This is a genomic window from Gemmatimonadota bacterium (genome assembly GCA_016713785.1).
Lineage (GTDB): Bacteria > Gemmatimonadota > Gemmatimonadetes > Gemmatimonadales > GWC2-71-9 > JADJOM01.
Genome location: JADJOM010000003.1, coordinates 1,133,568 through 1,154,199 on the forward strand (window position 1 = coordinate 1,133,568; position 20,632 = coordinate 1,154,199).

General features: G+C 72.0%; 15 protein-coding genes and 2 tRNA genes. 8 read left to right on the forward strand and 9 right to left on the reverse strand.

Annotation, left to right across the window (positions count from 1 at the left end):
• The first annotated feature begins 155 nt into the window (after nucleotides 1–155).
• The 3 genes from purN to IPJ95_13125 all read left to right on the forward strand — a co-directional run bounded on the left by purN (nucleotide 156) and on the right by IPJ95_13125 (nucleotide 4,639).
• Complete coding sequence (gene purN / locus IPJ95_13115; GenBank protein ID MBK7924546.1) at nucleotides 156–755, forward strand: phosphoribosylglycinamide formyltransferase; 600 nt, start codon at nucleotides 156–158, stop codon at nucleotides 753–755.
• A 4-nt stretch (nucleotides 756–759) separates the two neighbouring features.
• The gene (gene purH / locus IPJ95_13120) at nucleotides 760–2,295 is read left to right on the forward strand and encodes a bifunctional phosphoribosylaminoimidazolecarboxamide formyltransferase/IMP cyclohydrolase (protein ID MBK7924547.1); all 1,536 of its coding nucleotides are present in this window, start codon (nucleotides 760–762) and stop codon (nucleotides 2,293–2,295) included.
• A 79-nt stretch (nucleotides 2,296–2,374) separates the two neighbouring features.
• Nucleotides 2,375–4,639 (forward strand): DUF2723 domain-containing protein, encoded by a 2,265-nt coding sequence (locus IPJ95_13125; GenBank protein MBK7924548.1) that lies wholly within the window; start codon nucleotides 2,375–2,377, stop codon nucleotides 4,637–4,639.
• Between the two features lie 7 nt (nucleotides 4,640–4,646).
• Here IPJ95_13125 and IPJ95_13130 read toward each other — a convergent pair whose 3' ends face one another.
• Complete coding sequence (locus tag IPJ95_13130) at nucleotides 4,647–7,100, reverse strand: Ig-like domain-containing protein (protein ID MBK7924549.1); 2,454 nt, start codon at nucleotides 7,098–7,100, stop codon at nucleotides 4,647–4,649.
• 85 nt (nucleotides 7,101–7,185) lie between these two features.
• Between IPJ95_13130 and IPJ95_13135 the strand changes: the two genes are divergently transcribed.
• Together IPJ95_13135 and IPJ95_13140 are read left to right on the forward strand one after the other, a co-directional pair.
• Nucleotides 7,186–7,272 (forward strand) — tRNA-Ser (locus IPJ95_13135).
• Between the two features lie 200 nt (nucleotides 7,273–7,472).
• Nucleotides 7,473–8,921, forward strand: a complete 1,449-nt coding sequence (locus IPJ95_13140) for a hypothetical protein (protein MBK7924550.1) — start codon at nucleotides 7,473–7,475, stop codon at nucleotides 8,919–8,921.
• A gap of 15 nt (nucleotides 8,922–8,936) precedes the next feature.
• Here IPJ95_13140 and IPJ95_13145 read toward each other — a convergent pair whose 3' ends face one another.
• On the reverse strand, nucleotides 8,937–9,902 hold the full coding sequence (locus tag IPJ95_13145; GenBank protein MBK7924551.1) for a hypothetical protein: 966 nt from the start codon (nucleotides 9,900–9,902) through the stop codon (nucleotides 8,937–8,939).
• Nucleotides 9,903–10,047: 145 nt separating this feature from the next.
• Here IPJ95_13145 and IPJ95_13150 point away from each other — a divergent pair.
• The 3 genes from IPJ95_13150 to IPJ95_13160 all read left to right on the forward strand — a co-directional run bounded on the left by IPJ95_13150 (nucleotide 10,048) and on the right by IPJ95_13160 (nucleotide 12,715).
• Nucleotides 10,048–10,138, forward strand: a tRNA-Ser gene (locus tag IPJ95_13150).
• Nucleotides 10,139–10,247: 109 nt separating this feature from the next.
• Nucleotides 10,248–11,666 (forward strand): glutamate--tRNA ligase, encoded by a 1,419-nt coding sequence (locus tag IPJ95_13155; GenBank protein ID MBK7924552.1) that lies wholly within the window; start codon nucleotides 10,248–10,250, stop codon nucleotides 11,664–11,666.
• Nucleotides 11,663–12,715 carry a CapA family protein gene (locus IPJ95_13160; protein ID MBK7924553.1) on the forward strand — a complete coding sequence of 351 codons (1,053 nt, stop codon included), beginning with the start codon at nucleotides 11,663–11,665 and terminating at the stop codon, nucleotides 12,713–12,715. The genes IPJ95_13155 and IPJ95_13160 overlap by 4 nt, the downstream gene beginning before the upstream one ends.
• 78 nt (nucleotides 12,716–12,793) lie before the next feature.
• On the opposite strand, the gene IPJ95_13165 is transcribed toward IPJ95_13160, so the two are convergent.
• The 7 genes from IPJ95_13165 to IPJ95_13195 are packed head-to-tail and all read right to left on the reverse strand — an operon-like array spanning nucleotide 12,794 to nucleotide 20,539.
• Nucleotides 12,794–13,771, reverse strand: a complete 978-nt coding sequence (locus tag IPJ95_13165) for a hypothetical protein (protein ID MBK7924554.1) — start codon at nucleotides 13,769–13,771, stop codon at nucleotides 12,794–12,796.
• Nucleotides 13,768–14,211 carry a hypothetical protein gene (locus IPJ95_13170; protein MBK7924555.1) on the reverse strand — a complete coding sequence of 148 codons (444 nt, stop codon included), beginning with the start codon at nucleotides 14,209–14,211 and terminating at the stop codon, nucleotides 13,768–13,770. The genes IPJ95_13165 and IPJ95_13170 overlap by 4 nt, the downstream gene beginning before the upstream one ends.
• Before the next feature lie 15 nt (nucleotides 14,212–14,226).
• Nucleotides 14,227–15,066 (reverse strand): hypothetical protein, encoded by an 840-nt coding sequence (locus IPJ95_13175; GenBank protein MBK7924556.1) that lies wholly within the window; start codon nucleotides 15,064–15,066, stop codon nucleotides 14,227–14,229.
• On the reverse strand, nucleotides 15,050–16,225 hold the full coding sequence (locus IPJ95_13180; protein MBK7924557.1) for an aminotransferase class I/II-fold pyridoxal phosphate-dependent enzyme: 1,176 nt from the start codon (nucleotides 16,223–16,225) through the stop codon (nucleotides 15,050–15,052). Before IPJ95_13180 ends, IPJ95_13175 begins: the two co-directional genes overlap by 17 nt.
• Nucleotides 16,222–16,833, reverse strand: coding sequence for a fumarylacetoacetate hydrolase family protein (locus tag IPJ95_13185; protein MBK7924558.1), 612 nt, complete (start codon nucleotides 16,831–16,833; stop codon nucleotides 16,222–16,224). Before IPJ95_13185 ends, IPJ95_13180 begins: the two co-directional genes overlap by 4 nt.
• Complete coding sequence (locus IPJ95_13190; protein MBK7924559.1) at nucleotides 16,830–19,331, reverse strand: helicase; 2,502 nt, start codon at nucleotides 19,329–19,331, stop codon at nucleotides 16,830–16,832. Before IPJ95_13190 ends, IPJ95_13185 begins: the two co-directional genes overlap by 4 nt.
• A gap of 26 nt (nucleotides 19,332–19,357) precedes the next feature.
• A complete protein-coding gene (locus IPJ95_13195; GenBank protein MBK7924560.1) occupies nucleotides 19,358–20,539 on the reverse strand; it encodes an asparagine synthetase B in 1,182 nt (393 codons plus the stop codon).
• Between the last annotated feature and the right edge of the window lie 93 nt (nucleotides 20,540–20,632).

Consider the following 20,632-nt stretch of genomic DNA (forward strand, 5'->3'; position numbering starts at 1 on the left):
CGACGGTTCCGGCGGTCACATCGGGCTAACTCCAATGGCTGCAGGGGATTATCGGCAGAGAGCGAACCTGACTGGAGCCTGCCCAGGGCCCAATCGGCCTTCGCGCGGCCCCTTCAACCCCTGCCATGGGGCCGCTAAGTTCTTGCGCCATGCCAATGAAGCTTGCCGTCTGCGTTTCCGGCCGGGGCAGCAATCTGGTGGCCCTGCTGGACGCGCTGGCCACCGAACGGCAGGCGGCGGTGGCGCTGGTGCTCAGCAACCGGGCCGACGCCCCCGCCCTCGAGCGGGCGCGGGAGCGGGGCATCGCGGCCGAGAGCCTCACCGACCATCGCGATGCCGCGGAGTGGCTGCGCCGCCTGGCGACGCATGGCGTCGACCTGATCGTCCTCGCGGGCTATCTCAAGCTGGTGCCCGCCGCGGTCACCGCGGCGTACGCGGGACGGATCCTCAACATCCACCCGGCCCTGCTGCCCGATTTCGGCGGCCCGGGGATGTACGGGCACCACGTCCACGAGGCGGTGCTCGCAAGCGGCGCCCGGGAGTCGGGGGCGACCGTGCACCTGGTGGACGAGCAGTATGACCGGGGGCAGATCCTCGCCCGGGCCCGGGTGCCGGTCCGGCCCGACGACACCCCGGGGACGCTGGCGGCACGGGTGCTCGAGGCGGAGCACCGGCTGCTGCCCGCGGTGATCCTGGCCGCCGCCCGGGCCGGGCGCCCGGTGCCCCTTCCTGAACCTGAGCAGCAGTCCTTGTGAGGAGTTGCCCGTGCCGCGCGCGCTGATCTCGGTAAGTGACAAGCGGGGAATCGTCGCCTTTGCCCAGGGGCTGGTGGACCTCGGCTGGGAGATCCTCTCCACCGGCGGGACCTTCGCCGCGCTGCGGCAGGCCGGGGTGCCGGCCCTCCCGGTGGACGCGGTGACCGGCTTCCCGGAGATCCTCGACGGGCGGGTGAAGACCCTGCACCCGGCGGTGCACGGCGGGCTGCTCGCCCGCCGCGACGTGCCGGAGCACATGGCCGCGCTGGCGGAGCACAAGATCGCCCCGATCGACCTGCTGGCGGTGAACCTGTACCCGTTCCGCGAGACGGTGGCCAAGCCGCACGTCACCTTCGAGGACGCGATCGAGAACATCGACATCGGCGGGCCGTCGATGCTCCGCTCGGCCGCCAAGAACCACGAGTCGGTCATCGTGGTGGTCGACCCGATGGACTACACCCTGGTGCTGGACCTGCTCCGGAAGGGCGGCGTGGACCACGCCTCCCGCCGCGGGTTCGCCGCGAAGGTCTTCAGCCACACCGCCGACTACGACGGGGCCATCGCCCGCTACCTGACGCCCCACGAGGACGGCCTCCCGGGACGGATCCAGTTCTCGTTCGAGCGGCTGCTGGAGCTGCGCTACGGCGAGAACCCGAGCCAGCGCGCCGGGCTCTACGTGGACGAGGAGCCCCGCGGCCTGCGGGACCTCAAGCAGCGGCAGGGCAAGGAACTCTCGTTCAACAACATCCTCGACCTCGACGCGGCGATGTGGACCGCCTCGCTGTGGTCCAACCGCCCCGCCTGCGCGATCATCAAGCACAACACCCCCTGCGGGCTCGCCGTGGCGGCGAGCGCCACCGAGGCCTGGCGCAAGGCGCTGGCCTGCGACCCGCAGTCGGCGTTCGGGGGCGTGGTGGCGTTCAACACGGTGGTCGACCGGAAGACCGCCGAGGGGCTGGTGGAGCTGTTCCTGGAGGTGGTCGTGGCGCCGTCGTTCCACGACGAGGCGCTGACGGTGCTTGCCACCAAGAAGAACCTCCGGGCCGTGGAACTGCCCACCTTCCGCGGCGGGGCGGGCTTCGACTTCAAGCGGGTGCGCGGCGGCCTGCTGGTCCAGGACCGCTTCGTGCCGGACATGACCGAGGCGGACTGGACCATCCCGACCAAGCGGAAGCCGACCGAGGCGGAGTGGACCGACCTGCGCTTCGGCTGGGCGGCGGTGGCCTCGGTCAAGTCCAACGCCGTGCTCCTGGCCCGGGACGAGACCACCATCGGCATCGGCGCCGGCCAGATGAGCCGGGTGGACAGCTCCTTCCTGGCGGTCCACAAGGCCCGCCAGCAGGGCCACGACCCGAAGGGAAGTGTGCTCGCCTCCGACGCGTTCTTCCCGTTTGCCGATGGCGTGGAGGAGGCGGCCGCCGCGGGCGTCACCGCCATCATCCAGCCGGGCGGGTCGGTGCGCGACGCCGAGGTGATCGCCGCCGCCGACCGGCATGGCCTGACGATGGTGATCACCGGCCGCCGGCAGTTCCGTCACTGATCGCCCCACCGACGTCCCCTCAGCAGGCACGCCGGGCGGCCCCGTCGCCGCCCGCCCCGGAACCCCGACCCCCGACCCGATGACCCACGCCGCCACCGACCGCCGCGACCCGCCGCCGTACCTCTGGGCCGCCCTGACCGGTCTCGCCGTCTTCCTCATCTACGTGGCAACGCTGGCGCCGACCACCGCGTTCTGGGACACCTCCGAGTACATCGCGGCCGCGTACGTGCTCGGCATCCCGCACCCGCCCGGCAACCCGCTGTTCACGCTGCTGGCGCACGTGTGGGGCGCCCTGCCGCTCGCGGCGGCCTACGCGGTCCGCATCAACCTGTTCGCCGCCTTCACCAGCGCGGCCACGGCGGGGCTCCTCTTCCTGGTGGCCGACCGCTGGATGCGGGACGTGGTGCCGGTGCGCTGGGCCCGGCTGGCGGCGGCGTTCGCCGGCATCCTGGTGGGCGCGCTGACCTGGACGGTGTGGAACCAGTCCACGGTGAACGAGAAGGTGTACACCGTCTCCATGCTCTCCACCGCGCTGGTGCTGTGGCTGGGGGTGCACTGGGCCGATGACATCCCCGGGCAGCACCGCGACCGGTGGCTGGTCCTCATCGGCTATCTCCTGACGTTCTCCTCCACCAACCACATGATGGGCGTGCTGGCCGCGCCCGCCGTGGCCATCTACGTGGTCTTCACCGAGCCGAGCCTGCTGCTCAAGCCGTGGGCCCTGTGGCTCGGCGTGCTGGTGGGGCTCGCGGTGAGCGGCAAGTGGACCGCGCTGATCGACGGCCCGGCCGGCGACCGCGCCGTAGTGGCGGTGCTGCTGCTGGCGCTGGTGGCGTACACCGCCTGGCGCGATGCCGGCGAGTTCCGCCGACCGCTGCTCTACCTCTCGATCCTGGCGGTGGTGGTGGGCATCTCGCTCAACTACGCTTTCCTCCCGATCCGGGCGGCACAGTATCCGCCGATCAACGAGGGCGAGCCGACCACCTGGCGGGCGCTGCTCGACGTGCTCAACCGGGCCCAGTACGGCAAGCCCTCGGTGCTGTACCGGCAGGCCGACTTCGCCTCGCAGGTGGGCAACTACCTGCAGTACTTCGGCTGGCAGTTCGCCCGGGACTGGGGCAGCGTGGGGAGCCGGGCGGCCATGGCGCTCTTCACCCTGCTCGGCCTCACCGGCGCGGGCGCGCTGTGGCAGCGCGACCGCCGTGCCTTCTGGGCCAGCGCCACGCTCATCTTCACCGTGACGCTCGCGCTCGTCTTCTACCTCAACTTCAAGTACGGCTTCTCCTACCCCACCCGGCCGGGGCTGGGCCAGGTGCTCCGGGAGGTGCGCGAGCGCGACTACTTCTTCGTGGTGTCGTTCTCGGTCTTCGGCCTGTGGGTGGCGGTGGGCTTCGGCGCGGTGATGCAGGGCCTGGCCGACGCCCTGCGCGGCCGCTCGGCCCCGCAGACCGCCTACCTGCTCGCGAGCCCGGTCCTGCTGCTGGCGCTGGTCCCGGTGTTCGGCAACCGGGTGACCGCGAGCCGCGACCACGAGACCCTCGCCCGCGACTTCGCCCGCGACATGCTGGAGTCGGTCGAGCCGTACGGCATCCTGGTCACCGCTGGCGACAACGACACGTTCCCCCTCTGGTACGCCCAGGAGGTCGAGGGCATCCGGCCCGACGTGACCATCGCGAACCTCTCGCTGATGAACACCCGCTGGCACCTGCAGCAGCTGCGGCGCCGCCAGACCCCGACCTTCGATCCCGCGCAGGCCGCGGACCTCTGGAAGTCGTGGAGCGGGCCCAAGCCCGAGGACCCCGTGCTGCGGCTCTCCGAGCAGGAGCTCAACGAGATGCCGGAGGCGCAGCTGGTGCCGCACAACTCCGGGGTGAAGTTCGGGGACCTGCAGGTCGCCTTCGGGCGGGACACGCTGATCCTCTCCGACCTGATCACCGTCTTCCTGATCCGCGACAACATCGGCAAGCGGCCGATCTACTTCGCGTGGAGCGCCGGCGGCTTCCCCGACCAGACCCTCAACCTGACGCCCTACCTCAGCACCCAGGGGCTGCTGCGGCGGCTCAACGAGACCCTGCTGGAGCCGGGGGAGAACATCGTGCTGAATCGCGGACTGGGGTACCTCGACCTGGCCCGCTCCCGCGAGCTCATGTTCGGGACCTATACCTACGCCGCGGCCGCCCGCGCCCGCCCCACCGGGTGGGTGGACCGGCCGTCCCAGTCCATCCTGTCGCTGTACAGCGTGATCTACGGGACCACGGGCAGCAGCTTCCGCGCCGCCGGCGACACCGTCACCGCGCTCCGGGCGGACTCGGTGGCCCGGGCGGTCGAGGCCAACCTCCGCTAGGCGCGGCTCAGCCGCCCACCCGCAGGCGCCCCGCGGAGAGCGTGGCCGGCGCCCGCACCTCGACGGCCACCGTGGCGCGACGTCCGCCCGCGGTGGCCGCGATGCGTACGCTCCCGAACCGGTGGCCGGTCACCTGTCCCTCGGCGTTGACGCTGGCGATCATCGGGTCGGAGGATTGCCACTCCACCGGCACGCCCACCAGCACCCCGCCCCGGGCACTCTGGACCAGCGCCCGCAGGGCGCCCGTCTCGCCGCGCTGCAGCACCAGGTTGGCCGGCTCGAGCCGCACCCCGGCCACGCTCACCGGGAGCACGCGGACGTCGATCGCGGCCTGGCCCCCGCCGATGGTGGCGCTGATGCGGGTCGTCCCCGCCTTGAGCCCGCGCAGCAGGCCCAGCGGGCCCACCGTCGCCACGTCGGGGTGACTCGAGTTCCAGGTCACCACCCGTCCCGGCAACGTGGCGCCGAGGCGGTCGGCCGACTGCGACATCAGCTGGAGCTCCTCCCCCACCCCGATCTGGGAGATGCGCGGCGCGATGTCCACCCGGGCCACGTCCACCCGCGTCACCTGGAACTGCACGTCCGCCACGACGCCGCCCACGGAGGCGCGGATGCGCGCCGCCCCCGGCCCCGCCGCGGTGAGCTCGCCCCGGGCGTTGATCCGGAGGATGCTGGGATCGGTGGTGCTCCAGTTGACCGACGCCGCCGGCCGCGCCGCCTGGCCGGCCTCCTGCAGGAGCGCGGTGAGCGGCACCACCTGCCCGACGGTGAGCGCGCCCTCCCCCGGCACGATGGTCAGGGACCCGGTGGCGCGGCGCACCTCGACCAGCACGATGCTGGCCTGCTCCTCCACCCGCGCCTCGATCCGCGCCTGGCCTTCGGCGACGCCCTCGACGGTGCCATCGGGCGTGACCCGGGCGATCGCCGGATCGAGCGCCTGCCACCGCACCACGCGGCCGGGGAGCACGGCGCCGGCCTGGTCGAGCGCGGTGGCCACCGCGAGGCGGCGTTCCCCCACCTGCCAGGGGCCGGCCGGGGCACTCACCCGCACCTGCGCCACCGGGACCCGGCCCACCCGGACCTGCACCGTGGCGCGGACGCCGTCGACCACCGCGGTGATCCCCGCCTCGCCCTCGCGCAGCGCGGTCACCACGCCGGAGTCGGTCACGGTCGCCACGGACACCGCGCTGCTGCCCCACTGCACGGCGGGTTCCCCGACCGTCAGGCCGGCGCGGTCACGCGCGGTGACCCGGAGCTTGACCCCCGAGCCGGCCTGCAACACCGCGCCGTTGGGCTCGATGGTGATGCTGTGCACCGGGGCCTCGTCGGCCGCCTGCACCGGCCGCGAGAGCCGGGTCGGGGCCGGGGGTGGTGCCACCGTGGTATGGGGCCGCGGCACCGGGCTCACCGGGACGCTCGGCAGCGGCACCACCATGCCCGAGGCGGGCGCGCCGGCCAGCACCTGCATCGTTGCACGCACCGCCGGATCGGCCGCCCGGGGCAGCGCCTCGGCGGCCGCGATCGCCTCGCCGAGCGAGGGCCAGCGGTCGCCCGGGTCCTTGGCCAGCATCTTGTCCACCACCGCCGCGAGCTCGATCGGGCAGTCGGCGCGCAGCGCGAGCAGCGGCGGCGGGAGGTCGGAGACATGGGCCAGCAGGACCGGCAGCACCTCGACGTGATTGAACGGGGGCCGCCCCGCGATGAGCTCGAACGCCACGCAGCCCAGCGCGTACTGGTCCGAGGCGGGGGTGACCGGCTTGCCGGTGCACTGTTCCGGGCTCATGTAGGTCGGGGTGCCGACGGTGGAGCCGGTCTGGGTGAGGCTCACCCCCTGCGCCACCTTGGCGATGCCGAAGTCCGCCACGATCGCGGAGCCATCCTCGTCGAGCATGATGTTGGCGGGCTTGATGTCGCGGTGGATCACCCCCTTGCGATGGGCATGCTCCAGCGCGGACCCGACCTGCGCCAGCACCGCCTGGACCACCCCCGGCGGCAGCGGCCCCGTTTCGGCCACCACCCGGTCCAGGGAGCGGCCGGCGATGTACTTCATCACGAAGAAGCGAAGCTGGCCGGTGGTGCGGACCGCGTAGATGGGGATGATGTGCGGGTGCCCGAGCTGGGCGGCGGTGCGCGCCTCGAGCAGGAACCGGTCGGCGACTCCGTCGCTCCCCTCCAGGCCGGGGATCATCACCTTGATCGCCACCCGGCGCCCCAGCGCCAGGTCCTCGGCAAGGTAGACGGCGGCCATTCCCCCGCGGCCCAGCTCCGACTCGATCCGGTACTCGCCGGCCGTGGCGGCGGCGAGCTGCTCCCGGAGCGCATCCACCGGGGGAGAGCCGAAGAGGCCGGAGAGAGTCAGGTCGGTGGCCTGTACCGGCCCGCCGCAATGCATGCAGAAGCGGGCTGCGCCGTCGGTTGCGGCGCCGCAGCGGGGGCAGGCGATGGAGGTCCCGGTCGTCACCTTCGAAGTATCGGAGCGGGTCCCATGGAGCTAAACATCCCCGCTTGCGGGACGCTCCGGGGCTCGCCAAGCTTCCCCGCGTTCGGGCGTGGTGGCAGAGCGGTCGAATGCAGCGGTCTTGAAAACCGCCGAACCCGCAAGGGTTCCGTGAGTTCGAATCTCACCCACGCCGTCCCGCAGCTCCGCGTTCATCTTTCCGGAACGATTCGTGGCAGGTGGCACGACCCGTCTCGCCCAGCACACGAGAAGGGCCCCGTGGCATCGGGGCTATCCTGTTTCCTCACAATCGCTTGGACCTTCATGGAGCGATTCGTGGCGGTGCCCGTTTCTTGCACTGTTTCCGGGCCGATGCCACTACTCTCTGGGGTCCGCGTGACGCGGGTCCGGGCCTGCACCCGCTGGATCCGCACGGCACTGCCGCTCCTCGCCGCGCTGGCGATGGGGGCGCTCCGCCTCGCCGCTCAGGAGACGACGGCCAGCCCGCATGGCGAGCTCTCGATGGACTGCCTGGAGTGTCATCGGGAAACCGGCTGGCGCCCGGTGCGGATTCGCCCGACCTTCGATCACGCCGCCCTGGGGTACCCGCTGACGGCGGCGCATGCCACCGCCACGTGCATGGGGTGCCACCAGACCCTGACCTTCACCGACACGCCCTCCCGGTGCGCGGAATGCCACCAGGACATCCACCGGGGCGAGGTGGGCGAGGACTGCGCCGCCTGCCACACCGAGCGGAGCTTCCTCGACCGCGGCCGGATGATCCAGCAGCACCAGACCACCCGGTTCACGCTCGAGGGGGCGCACCGCGCCGCCGACTGCGAGAGCTGCCATCCCGCCCAGCGGCAGGGGATGCTGCAGTTCGTGGGACGCCCGCTGCAGTGCGACGGCTGCCACGCGGCGCAGTTTGCCGCGGCGCAGTCCCCCAATCACGTGACCGCGGGCTTCTCGCGCGACTGCCAGACCTGCCACGCCTCCACCAACTGGAACGCCGCGCGGTTCAACCACGACCGGGGCGGCTTCCCGCTCACCGGCGCGCACCGGAGCGTGGCCTGCGACCAGTGCCACCTCAACAACCAGTACAGCGGGGCCCCGGTGGCCTGCGTGAGCTGTCACCAGGCCGACTACGATCTGACCACGTCCCCCGCCCACGGGGCGGCCCAGTTCCCCACCGACTGCGCCTCCTGTCACGGCACCCGGTCGTGGAACACGCCGTTCGACCACGGCAAGACTGGCTTTGCCCTGACGGGCGCCCACAAGGCCACCGCCTGCGAGCAGTGCCATGGCGACGGCGTGTTCAGCGGCAAGCCGACCACCTGCCTGGCGTGCCACCAGGCTGACTACGACAACTCGACCAACCCCGACCACCAGGCCAGCAGCTTTCCCACCGACTGCGAGGCCTGCCACACGACCGTCCAGTGGCTGGGCGCGACCTTCAACCACGACGCCACCAGCTTTGCCCTGACCGGGCAGCACCGGGTCACGACCTGCGAGCAGTGCCATGCGGATGGGGTCTACAACGGCAAGCCGACGGCCTGCCAGGCGTGTCACCTGAGCGACTTCACCGCGACCACCGGCCCGGACCATGAGCAGCTCGGGTGGCCGCAGACCTGCACCACGTGCCACGTCGGCAGCCAGAATACCACGGCGTGGGACCTCGGGGTGGACCTGCCGCGGCAGTACCACTCGATGTTCAGCGTGGACCACGAGTCGGCCAATGGCCGGTGCGACAAGTGCCACAACCCGCCGGTGTACAAACCGGCCACCTGCACCGACTGCCACGACAACTCCTGCACCTTCACCAGCCAGCGCGGCTGCGACGACTGAGCCGCCCCGGGCCGGTCAGTCGGTGGTGACCGGCCCCATCTGCACCACCTCGAAGTCCCCGCCCCGCAGCTGCTTGAGGGCATTGAGCTGGTCGTCGTCCCAGCGCGCGTCCGGCGCGCCGGAGAGGTACCAGTCGCTGCCGTTGTCGGCCAGGATCATCCCGTAGGTCTTGAGGGCCGCCAGGATCACCTGGGCCTGCGGCGGGTACCCCGTAGTGTCGAACGATGCCTTGAGCCGCACCCGCATCCCCATGGGGGGCAGGCCGGGATCGGTGTCGTTGCTGGCGAAGTGCCGGGCCGGCGCGACGTAGCCGCGCCGGGTCTGGGCCACCGTGAAGCGCAGCGCGTGGCGGATCTCGCCCTGCTCCACCACTTCGTCGTAGCGAACCAGCCCGGGGAAGATCGGCAGTCCCGCAGCGTCGGCGCTGGTCCAGCCGGCCGGGCGGAGGGCGTTGCTGGCCAGGTCGAACACGGCGCCGGAGCCCGCCTTCCAGCCGTTGCCCCTGGGGTACGCCGCGAAAAGTTCGTACAACATCCAGGAGTCGCGATTCACCACGAGGATGTGGCGGTCGCCCTTGCTCCGGCTGCCGCCCTCGATCGGCGCGCCGGCGGGAATCGGGTAGGGCCCGGCGTCGCTTTCATCGTCGTAGGTGAACGTCACGGGCACCGCGGGAATGGTCGAGTCGATGACGACGTACGGGATGCCGAAGGGGCCGCCATTCCAGTTGGCCCCGAAGTCGGGATGCAGCGCGCCGGTGGCCCCGATCCGGGCGATCAGCGCATCCGAGGCGGGATCGATGGCGGCCTGGTCCACGGGGGTGTTCCAGGGATTGTCGTCCGGGAACGGGCGTCGCCCCTCGAGGCTTGCCCCCGGACCGAGGCCGGGCCCCCAGACGATCGGGGGCGTCGAGGGATCGCTGGCGCCGCCGCAGGCGACGGTGCAGGAGAGCACAACCAGGACCAGGCGCGGGGTGACGCGCATGCAGGGACTCCGGAACGGGGGCGAGATCGCTGCATGGTAGGCTGGCGTGCCCCCCTCTCGCTGTAACCCCGGTTACACCGGTGCCGGTCGGGCGCGACCCCGGCCTTGTCGGGGCCCCCGCGGCCCGCTAGAATCCCGGCTCCCCGGAGTCGTGGCCGAGTGGCTGAAGGCGGCGGTTTGCTAAACCGTTATAGGGTTGAAAAGCCCTATCGAGGGTTCGAATCCCTCCGACTCCGTTGAGTGCACCAGGCTGAGGGGAACCGGGACCGGGGGCACACCCCACCTCCCCGTTCCCCTCGTTGCTTGACCCCCGGTTCGTCCCCCATACCCGGCCCGACTCCCGTCATGGCATCCGTCCGCGTCCGCTTCGCCCCGTCCCCGACCGGCTACCTGCACGTCGGCGGCGCCCGCACCGCCCTCTTCAACTGGCTGTACGCGCGGAAGACCGGCGGCGTGTTCGTCCTCCGGATCGAAGACACCGACAAGGAGCGCAGCACCGAGGCGCACACCCAGGTGATCCTCGACGGCCTGCGCTGGCTCGGGGTCACCTACGACGAGGGGCCGTTCTTCCAGGGCCAGTCGTACGGGCGGCATCGTGCCGACGCGGAGGGGCTCGTGGCCCGCGACCGCGCCTACCGCTGCTTCTGCACCCGCGAGGAGCTGGACGCCTCGCGCCAGGCCGCCGAGCACGGGGGCGCCGGCTTCCGCTATGACGGGCGCTGCGGCCGGCTGGCGCCGGCGGACATCGCGCGGAAGCTCGACGCGGGGACGCCCTTCAGCCTCCGCCTCCGGATGCCCGACGAGGAGATCGCCTGGGAAGACGCCGTGCACGGCCGGATCAGCTTCCAGGGCCGCGACCTCGACGACTTCATCATCCTCCGCAGCGACGGCACCCCGATCTACAACCTCGCGGTGGTCTCCGACGACATCGACATGCGGATCACCCACGTGATCCGGGGTGACGACCACATCTCCAACACCCCGAAGCAGATCGCGCTCTACCGCGCGCTCGGCCAGGCGGCCCCGGTCTTCGCCCACGTGCCGATGATCCTCGGCAGCGACGGGAAGAAGCTCTCCAAGCGCCACGGCGCCACCGCCGTGGGCGACTACCAGAACCAGGGCATCCTCCCCCTGGCCATGCGGAACTTCCTGGCCCTGCTCGGCTGGTCGCCGGGCGGCGACCGGGAGATCCTCCCCGAGGAGGAGATGATCGCCCTCTTCTCGCTCGAGGGCATCCAGAAGAAGGCCTCCGTCTTCGACCTCACCAAGCTCGAATGGATGAACGGGCAGTACCTCTCCCAGCGCCCCGCCGCGGAGCTCGAGGGGCCGGTCCGGCACCACCTGGACGAGATGGGCGTCGACCTCGGGGGCCGCCCGCTGGTCCTGCTCATCGACGCCGTGAAGACCCGCTCCCGGACCCTGCTCGACATCGCCGCCCAGGTGGCGGTCCGGGTGGACGCGAGCCGGATCACCCGTGACGCCAAGGGCGCCCAGCTGGCCCAGAAGCTCGGGAAGGCCTTCGCCGCCAACCTCGAGCTGGTGGGCGCGGCCCTGGGCGCGCTCCCGGAAGCCGAGTGGACCGCGCCGGCCCTCGAGGCGGCGCTCAAGGGCCTCGCCGAGAAGGAGGGCAGGAAGCTCGGCGACATCATGCAGCCGGTGCGCGTGGCGCTCACCGGCGGCACCGTCTCCGAGCCGGTGAACGAGCTGCTCGCCGTGGTCGGCCGGGACGAGAGCCTGCAGCGGATCGCGGCCGCGCGCGGATGAGCCTCCGCGTCACCGCGCTCGCCCTCCTGCTGGGCGCGGGCGCGCTGCCCGGCCAGGGCATCAGCCACGCCCCCGCGCCGGTCCGGCTGGTCTTCACCGGCGACATCAACCTCGGCACCCGCACCCTCGAGGACGGCATCCCGCCCGACAGCGGTCGCGGATTGCTGCAGGGCGTCGACAGCCTGCTCCGCGGCGACCTCGTCGTGGGCAACTTCGAGGGCGTGCTGTCCGACTCGGGCACCTCGAGCAAGTGCGCCCCCCGCTCTACCCGCTGCTACGCCTTCGCCACGCCCACCTGGCTGGCGGCCCGGCTCCCCGAGGCCGGGTTCACCCACGCCAACCTCGCCAACAACCACGCCAACGACTACGGTCTCGACGCCCGGCGGCATACCGAGGCCACCCTCCGGACCCACGGGCTCACCGTGTACGGCCCGCTCGAGCAGGTGGCCATCACGCCGGTGCTCCGCGACGGGCAGATGACCCTCGTGGGGCTGGTGGGCTTTGCCACCTACCCGCATGCCTACAATCTGCTCGACCTGGCCCGCAGCGTGGCCATCGTGGATTCCCTCCGGCCCCTGGTGGACGTGCTGGTGGTGACCTTCCACGGCGGCAAGGAGGGCGCCGCCGCGGTCCGCACGCCCGAGGGGCCCGAGTTCCTGGGCAAGGAGCCGCGGGGCAACCTCCGGCGCTGGGCCCGGGCGGTGCTCGACGCCGGTGCGGACGCGGTCGTCGGCCACGGGCCGCACGTGCTCCGCGGCGTGGAGTTCTACCACGGAAAGCCGATCTTCTATTCCCTCGGCAACTTCCTGACCTATCGCGGCTTCAACCTCGAGGGCGCGCTGGGCCAGACCACCATTCTGCAGCTCGACCTCGAGGGCGACGGCCGCTTCCGCGCCGCCCGGATGCCCGCCCTCTTCCAGCTGCCCCAGGCCGGCGTGTTTCCCGACCAGTCGGGAGGAGCCATCACCCTGCTGCAGCGGGTCACCCGCCTCGACTTTCCCGAGACCGGTGCCCGCATCGCCGACGACGGCACCGTCACGGCGCCCTGACCCCGAGGGTCGTGCATGACACGAGGGGCCCCGTGCCGGACGGCACGGGGCCCCTCGCATGTGCAGCCGGGGCGTGCGCTAGCGCCGTGCCCCGACGGCGTCCGTCAGCACCACGGTGGCGCAGCCCTGGAAGCCGGTCCGGGTTGTGTCGCGGGCGCAGACCTGGACCGGATTGGTGGCCGGCAGCGCGCCCGGGGCGCTGTAGAACCCGGCGCTGTCCACGCTCCCGACCACGCCGTCCCCGCCATCCACCCCCTCCACCGACCAGGCGTACACCGACGTCCGCAACCCGCCGATGGCCACGCCGAAGCTCACGCCGCTGAAGATCGAGACCTCCACCGAGTCCGGGGACAGGCCCAGGCCGGCGCTGCCCTGGATGACCAGCGAGGTGCTGGCCTGGGTCCCGTTGGGCGTGGTGGCGACAACCGTCACCTGCCGGGTGATGTCCGGGGCGCGCACCACGCCGAGGGCGTTGATGCTCACCCGGGCATCATCGGTCTGCCAGTGCACGTAGAACTGCGGCACGCTGGCCTGGTTGGCGTCGAGGGCCGTGACGTCGTAGGCCAGGGTGTCGCCACTGGTGATCGTGGTGTCGAGCGGGGAGAGGTTGAGCACCGCGACGTTGCTGCCCGGCCCGATATAGAACGGCTGCACGATCGGACTGGAGGTGGGGCTCCCAGGCACCGCCACTACCGAGCCGGACGCCACGAACAGGGGAAGCCCCGCGGCCGTCTGGTACTGCAGGTCCACGATGAGGGTCTCGGGCTGCGAGAGGAAGACGCTGAGCGAGAGCGAGATCGCGTCGCGGTCCGGGCCGAAGCTCGCGGTCCGCGAGGCCACCGTGTCGTAGGCGTCGATGAGCTGGTTGATCCGGAGGAGGCTCAGCTTGAGCCGTTCCACGGCGAGGCCCGGCGCGCTCGCGTAGGCCGGCGGCGCCGCCGCGCGGACCGCCACCTCGGCCAGGCCCGGTGCCCCACCCCCGGCCGGCCATCCCCCGTCACAGGCCGCGAGCGCGAGGGCCAGGAGCACCACCATCGGGGTGCATGACGGCCTCATACGTAGACCTCCGTCCGGAAGCGCCAGATCCGCCGCAGCAGGTCGGCGAGGAATCCCTGGCTCACGAATGTCTCCACCGCCACCATCGTCGACTCGGCGTCCAGGCCCCAGAGCACCGCGCGCTTGGGATCGGCCTCGAAGTCGGTCTGCACGAACGCCCGCTGGTCGCGGCTCCACACCACCGGCAGTTGCTGGGTGAGCCCGGCGGCCAGCCCGTTGACGCCTGGACCACCGATGGCCACCGTTGGGTTGAGGTGAAAGATGCGGTTGTCGAGATACCACGCATCGCCGACCACCACCGCCCGCCGGAACGGCTGCCCGTCGCTCAGGCGGTCGATCTCCTGCTTGAGCCGGTACGCGGTGGGCCGGTCCCGCTCCTCCGCCCGGATGTCGGATCCGGTCACCAGCACGATCGTCTCGTCGGTATCCACCAGCTTCATCGCTCTCGCTCGCTCTCAGTCCGCCGGGGCGGTGCTGTCGGGCCGCTCCCGCTGGGCCCGCTCCAGGTCCTTCTGTCGCTGCTTCTCCAGCCGCAGGTCGCGCACGGCCCGCTTGAAGTCCTCCAGGGAGGTGGCGCGCTGCGCCGCCCGGCGGAGGTCCTCGGCGATCCACTGCCCGCTGTGGTCCAGCGCGTTGCGCTGGTTCCCGCCCGACGGTAGCGGCAGCAGGGCCAGCACCACCGCCGGAATCTTGAGCCCCGCGATGTAGATGTTGCGCGAGTCCAGGCCGAACTTCCGGCCATCGATCGTGGTGGTCCAGTCCGGCAGCGCCACCCGGTCGGCACCCGGTTCCCGCGCGATGGAGTCGAGGTACCCCTGCACGATCGCGGTCACCGCGCTGTCGACCAGCTCCACATGGCTCGGCGCCAGCCGCGCGGCCAGGTCACGAGGCGGCACCGGCAGTGGCCGGACCCAGAGCCTCCCATCGCCCGCCGCGGGACCGATCCGTCCCGCCGGGCCCCGCCGCCGATCGGCCGGCACGGAGTCGGGCAGCAGCGCCACCCGCGGCGGCAGCTGGCTGTCCGGCAGCGATGGCACCAGGAGCGGCTCCGCGGGCAGCGGGCGGGGCTCGCCACTGGTGCGCGGCGCCGGCACGGGCCGGAACGATGGCAGCGTGACCATCCGCGCCTCATCGGGAATGGCGACCGGACTCCGCGTCATCCGCCGGAGTGGCAGCCGGGGTGCCACCCCGTCGATGACCACCAGGAACAGCAGGCTGTGGACGGCCACGCTGACCGCCACCGCCACCCACCGCGCGGCGCCCCGCCCCGGGCGCGGATCAGGCGGCGCCGGCACGCGACAACACTCCACCCAGGCGCAGCACCCCTTCCCGCAAGCGAGCCGCGCCCACCGTCAGCGCGATCCGGAAGAACCCCTCCCCCCCCGGGCCGAAGGCACTGCCGGGGAGGACCACTACGCCAGCGTCGTCCAGGGCCCGCCGGGCAAACTCGGCCGAGAGCAGCCCCCCTGGCAGCGGGACCCAGAGGTACATCGTGGCCTTGGGCAGCTCGGCGGCAAACCCCACCTCGCGCAGCGCCGCCACGCCGGCGTCCCGCCGGGCCTGGAGCTCCGCCACGTTCGGGGCCATCAGCCGCTCGGCGTGGTCCAGGGCGAATGCCCCCGCCTGCTGGACCGCCAGCCAGGGCCCGGTGTCAACGTAGGACTTCACCCGGGTCAGCGCGGTGATGAAGCTCCGGTCACCGGCGGCCCAGCCGAGCCGCCAGCCGGTCATCGAGAAGCTCTTGCTCAGCGAGAAGAACTCCACCGCCACCTCCCGCGCCCCCGGGATCTCGAAGATGCTCGGGGCGCGGTACCCATCGAAGGTGAGGTCACAGTAGGGATTGTCGTAGGCCAGGACAATCCCCCGCTCCCGGCAGAGCGCCACGGTGCGTTCCAGGTATTCCCGCGGCGCAATGGCGGCGGTGGGATTGTTCGGGTAGTTGAGGAAGACCAGCCGCACCCGGTCGAGGACCTGCGACGGCAGCTCCTCGAGCTCCACCAGGTACTCGGTGTGCGGCGTGAGCGGGTAGACGTACGGCTCCCCGCCGGCCAGCACCGTGCCACCGAGGTAGGCCTGATACCCGGGTTCGGGGACCACGGCCACGTCGCCGCGGTCCAGCACCGCGAGCGGCAGGTGGGAGAGCCCCTCCTTGGAACCGAGGAGCGGGAGCGTCTCGGTGGCTGGCTCGAACCGGGCGCCGAAGCGCCGCTCCATCCAGCGACAGGCGGCCTCCCGGAATGCGGGGTTGCCCTGCTGGAAGCCGTACTTGCTCAGCGCCGTGACGCCGACCGCCTCGCGCATGGCGGCAATCACCTCGGCGGGGGGCGGATAGTCGGCATCGCCCGCACCGAGGTCGATCACGTCCACGCCCTGGGCCAGGAGCGCGCGCTTGCGCGCCGGCAGCTCGGCCAGCGGGTACCCGGGGAGCCGCTGCAGCCGCTCGGAGAACTTCATCGGACCGGGTTCCGCAGGATGCCGATCCCGGGGACCTCCACCTCGACGACGTCGCCGGACGCAAGCCGCCCCACCCCGGCCGGGGTGCCGGTGGGGATCAGGTCGCCGGGCTCGAGCGTCATCACGCGGCTGATGTACGAGAGGATCACCGGGATGCTGTAGGCCATGTCGGCGGTGCGGCCGTGCTGCCGCTCCACGCCATTGACCCGGGTGCGCACCTCGAGGGTGCGCCAGTCGAGTCCCTCCACCACCGCCGGGCCCACCGGGCAGAAGGTATCGAAGCCCTTGGCGCGGCTCCACTGGCCATCGCTCTTCTGCAGGTCGCGGGCGGTCACGTCATTGACGCAGATGAAGCCCAGCCGTGCCTGCTCCGCCTGGGCCACCGACACGCCCTGCAGGCGCTCCAGGACCACCACCCCGATCTCGCCCTCGTATTCCACCTGCTGCGACTGGGGCGGGAGCACGATCGGCTCGCCGGGGGCCAGCAGCGCCGAGGGCGGCTTGAGGAAGATGAGCGGCTCGGGCGGCAGCTCGTTGCCCAGCTCACGGGCGTGGGCCAGGTAGTTCCGGCCGATGCAGACGATCTTGGTGGGGTTCACCGGGATCATACGCTGGCTCCGATGCCGTGGCGGGCAAAGAAATCCTCGATGCGGGTGCGGACGTCGGCCCAGCGTCCGACGATCTTGTCGGCGCGCGGGAGCCCGCTCAGCACCAGCGGTCCATAGCGCTTGGTGACGACGCGCTTGTCGAGCAGCACCACGGCCCCGACGTCGGCCCGGGTGCGGATCAGGCGGCCAAACCCCTGCTTGAGCTTGAGCGCCGCGTGGGGGAGCAGGTACCCCATGAAGCCATCCTCCCCCTGCTCCGCCAGCCGCTCCAGCCGGGCCGCGGTGAGCGGCTCGGAAGGCACCTTGAAGGGTAGCTTGGTGATCACCAGCGACCGCAGCGCCCGGCCCGGCACGTCCACACCCTCCCAGAACGAGTCGGTGCCGAGCAGGATGGCGCGGCCCAGCTCGCGGAACCGCCGCAGCAGCACGTCGCGCGGCGCGTCGCCCTGGGCGAGGATCGGCCAGCGCTCCCCGGCGACGCTCCGCAGTTCCGCGGCGGCGCGGCGCAGCGCCCCGTGGCTGGTGAACAGCACGAACATCCCGCCATCGGACGCCCAGGCCAGGTCGTGCACCACCTGCACCACCGCGCCGGCGTGGCCGGCCTCGTCCTCACGGGGGTCGGGCAGGTCGTTGGGGATGCCGAAGAGGCACTGCTCCCCATAGTCGAAGGGCGACGGCAGGATCGTCTTGACCGTCACCGGGTTGGGGTCGGCGCTCAGCCCGAGGCGCGACTCCAGGAAATCGAACTCGCCGCCGGCGGCCAGCGTGGCGCTGGTGAGTGTCACGGTCTTCACCCGCTCGAAGATCGCCTCGCGGAGGATCGGCGCGAGGTCGAGGGGGACCGCCGCGAGCGAGACCTGCTGCCCCTTGGCCCCGCTCCGCTCCAGCCACCGGACGATCGGCGGCCCCCCCGTCGCCGGCCGGAGCGACTGGTTGAGCCCGTCCGACACGGTCTCCAGCCGGCGCATCACGCCCCGCAGCTCCCCGAGCAGCTGCGTGCGCCGTTCGGTGAGCTCCCCCCCGGCCATCCGGTCGGCGATGGTCTCCACGTAATCCCGGATGGCGCGGAAGGCGATCAGCGCCGCGTCGAGCTCGCGCTGCAGCCCCTCCCCCCACACCGCGTCCGCCTGGAACTCGTCGGTGAGCCGGAGCACCCCGCCCTGCTCGCGCTCCAGCCGGCCGTGCAGCCTGAGGATGAGCTGGTCGGCGGCCCGGCGGGCGTCGGCCACCGCGGGGAGCAGGCGTTCGCGGAGCAGGTCGAGGCTGGCCCGCGCCAGCAGGTCGCCCTGCGCCACCAGGTCCGCGGCGAGCGCCGGCAGCAGCCCCTTGCCGTTCCGCTCGAAGCGGCCGAGCAGGCGCCGGAGGCCCCGGCTGGTGACCTGGGCGCCGAGGTGTGCGGCCGCCACGTCCTCGAGGTGATGGGCCTCATCGAGAATGAGCCGATCGTAGGGCGGCAGCACCGCCGCCTCGCGCCAGTTGTCGGAGGCCCGGCGCACCGCGAGGTCAGCGGAGAGCAGGTGATGGTTCACCACCACCACGTCGGCCTCCGCCGCGCGGCGCCGGGCGCGGAACAGGAAGCAGGCGTCGAAGTGCGAGCACTGGAGCCGGGGACAGAGGTCGGCCTCGGCGCTCACCTCGTCCCACACCTCGCTCGAGGGCTGGAACGGCAGGTCGGCGAGGGTCCCGTCGGCGGTGTGGCCGGACCACTCGAACAGGCCGGTCAGTTCGTCGTACTTCTCCGGCTCGAGCAGGGAGCGCTGCGCGCCCACCGCCTGGTGCAGCCGCGACAGGCACAGGTAGTTGCGCCACCCCTTGAGCAGCGCGAAGGTCGGTACCTTGAGCTCGTCCTGCAGCGCGTCCCGCAGGAAGGGCAGGTCCTTCCCGACCAGCTGTTCCTGCAGGTTGATCGTGTTGGTGCTGATGACCGTCCGCTCGCCGTTGGCGCGCGCCCAGGCCAGCGCCGGCACCAGGTAGGCGAACGACTTCCCCACCCCCGTGCCCGCCTCGAGCAGCAGCACGCCGCCATCGTTGTAGGCATCGGTGATGTGGGCCGCCATGTCGCGCTGGCTGGGACGATCCTCATAGGCCCCGAGGGCGCGCGCCACCGGGCCGTGCTCCCCCAGCTGGGCCACCACGTCGAGCGCGTCGAGCCGGGCGAGTCCCTTGTCGCGCGGGACCTCGACCACCACGTACAGCTCGCGGCCCGCGTTGTTGATGATGCCGAAGCCGATGCCGCCGTCGTGCAGCCGCGCCGCCACCGAGAGGTCGGCCATGGAGGGGTCGAGCTGGCCGCTCGGGTGGTTGTGCAGCAGCATCTCGCCCCGGGCCGCCACGCCCGGCAGCGCCAGCACCCGGTCGACCGTCCCCCGCGCCACCGCGCGCGCGCCCACCACCACGTCGGCGGCGTCGAGGGTGGCCACGAACGAGACCTCGCGGCCGCCGGCCGCGGCGATTTCCGCCGCCAGGCGTTCCTGGACTCCGGGAGCGATGCGGGACATGGCGGGAAAGATAGCGGAGCCCGGCGTCAGGTCTTGAGCTCGCGCTTCTTGGCGGCGGGAAAGAGCACGTTGTTGAGGATCAGCCGGTACCCCGGGCTGTGCGGGTGCAGCGAGAGGTCCGTTGGCGGGTCCCCGATCTGGTGCTGCGGGTCTTCCGGATCGTGGCCGCCGTAGAAGGTCCAGGTGCCCTGCCCCAGCTCGCCGTGGATGTACTTGGCCCAGGGGGCGCCCGGCTCGTCGGCCAGCACGGTGACCGACGGCTTGAGGGTGGCCTTGGTGAACGAGGTGGTCAGGCCGTAGAAGTCGGGGATCACATCGCGATGGCACTGCACCAGCATCGTCGGCACCGGGTCGATCTTGGCGCTGAAGTTGAACAGCTTGAAGGCCCCGAGCTGCTGCCGGCGGTCCAGGCTGTTCACCTGGTGGCCGTCGATGTCGGAGAAGGCGGGGACGTTCGGGGAGAGCTGCAGCTGCGCCCCCTGGAAGGCCAGCGCTCGGCTCCAGTCCATCTTCCGCCCGGCGTCCGGGTCCATCGGCGAGCCGTCGGCGTAGCTGGCCGCGATGTCGACCTTGGCCGAGGCGAGCGCGAGGTCGAGGGTCTCGGTGGCGGTGCACATGGCCAGCAGGAACCCGCCCCGGTCCACGAACGCGCGGATTTCCTCTGCCACCGCGCGCTTGAGCCCCGGCACGTTCGGATAGCCGAGCTGGCGGGCCACTGCCTGGTTGCGGGCCACCATGTCGGCCAGCCAGGGCGCGCCGGAGTAATTGAGGAAGAACTTGGAGTACTGGCCGGTGAAGTCCTCGTGGTGCAGGTGCAGCCAGTCGAACTTCGTCAGCCCCTTGGCCAGCACCTCGGTGTCCCACACCTTCTCGAACGCGATCCCGGCGTAGTTGAGCACCATGGTGACGGCGTCGTCCCATGGCGAGGCGTTGGGGGGCGCGTAGACCGCCACCTTGGGCGGCTTCTCCAGCGGCACCGCGTCCATGTTCTGCTGCTGGATCTGGGCCTTGATGTCGGTGACCTGTCCCTCGCCGAGCGGCTCGCTGGTCACCCCGGCCAGGGCGGCATCGCGCGTGGTGGCGGCGTCGCCTGGCACCAGGAAGGAGCCGCCGCGGTAGTTGAGGAACCACTCGGCGCGACCGCCCCGCTCCAGCGCGCGGTAGGTGAGCCCGTAGGCCTTGAGGTGATCGCCCTGGCTCTCGTCCATGGGGATCAGCAGGTAGGGTGCCTCCGCCGGCCAGCCGCGCCGGCGGAGGGCCCAGTCGCCGGCGACCAGGCCGCCGAGCCCATGCGCGGCCGC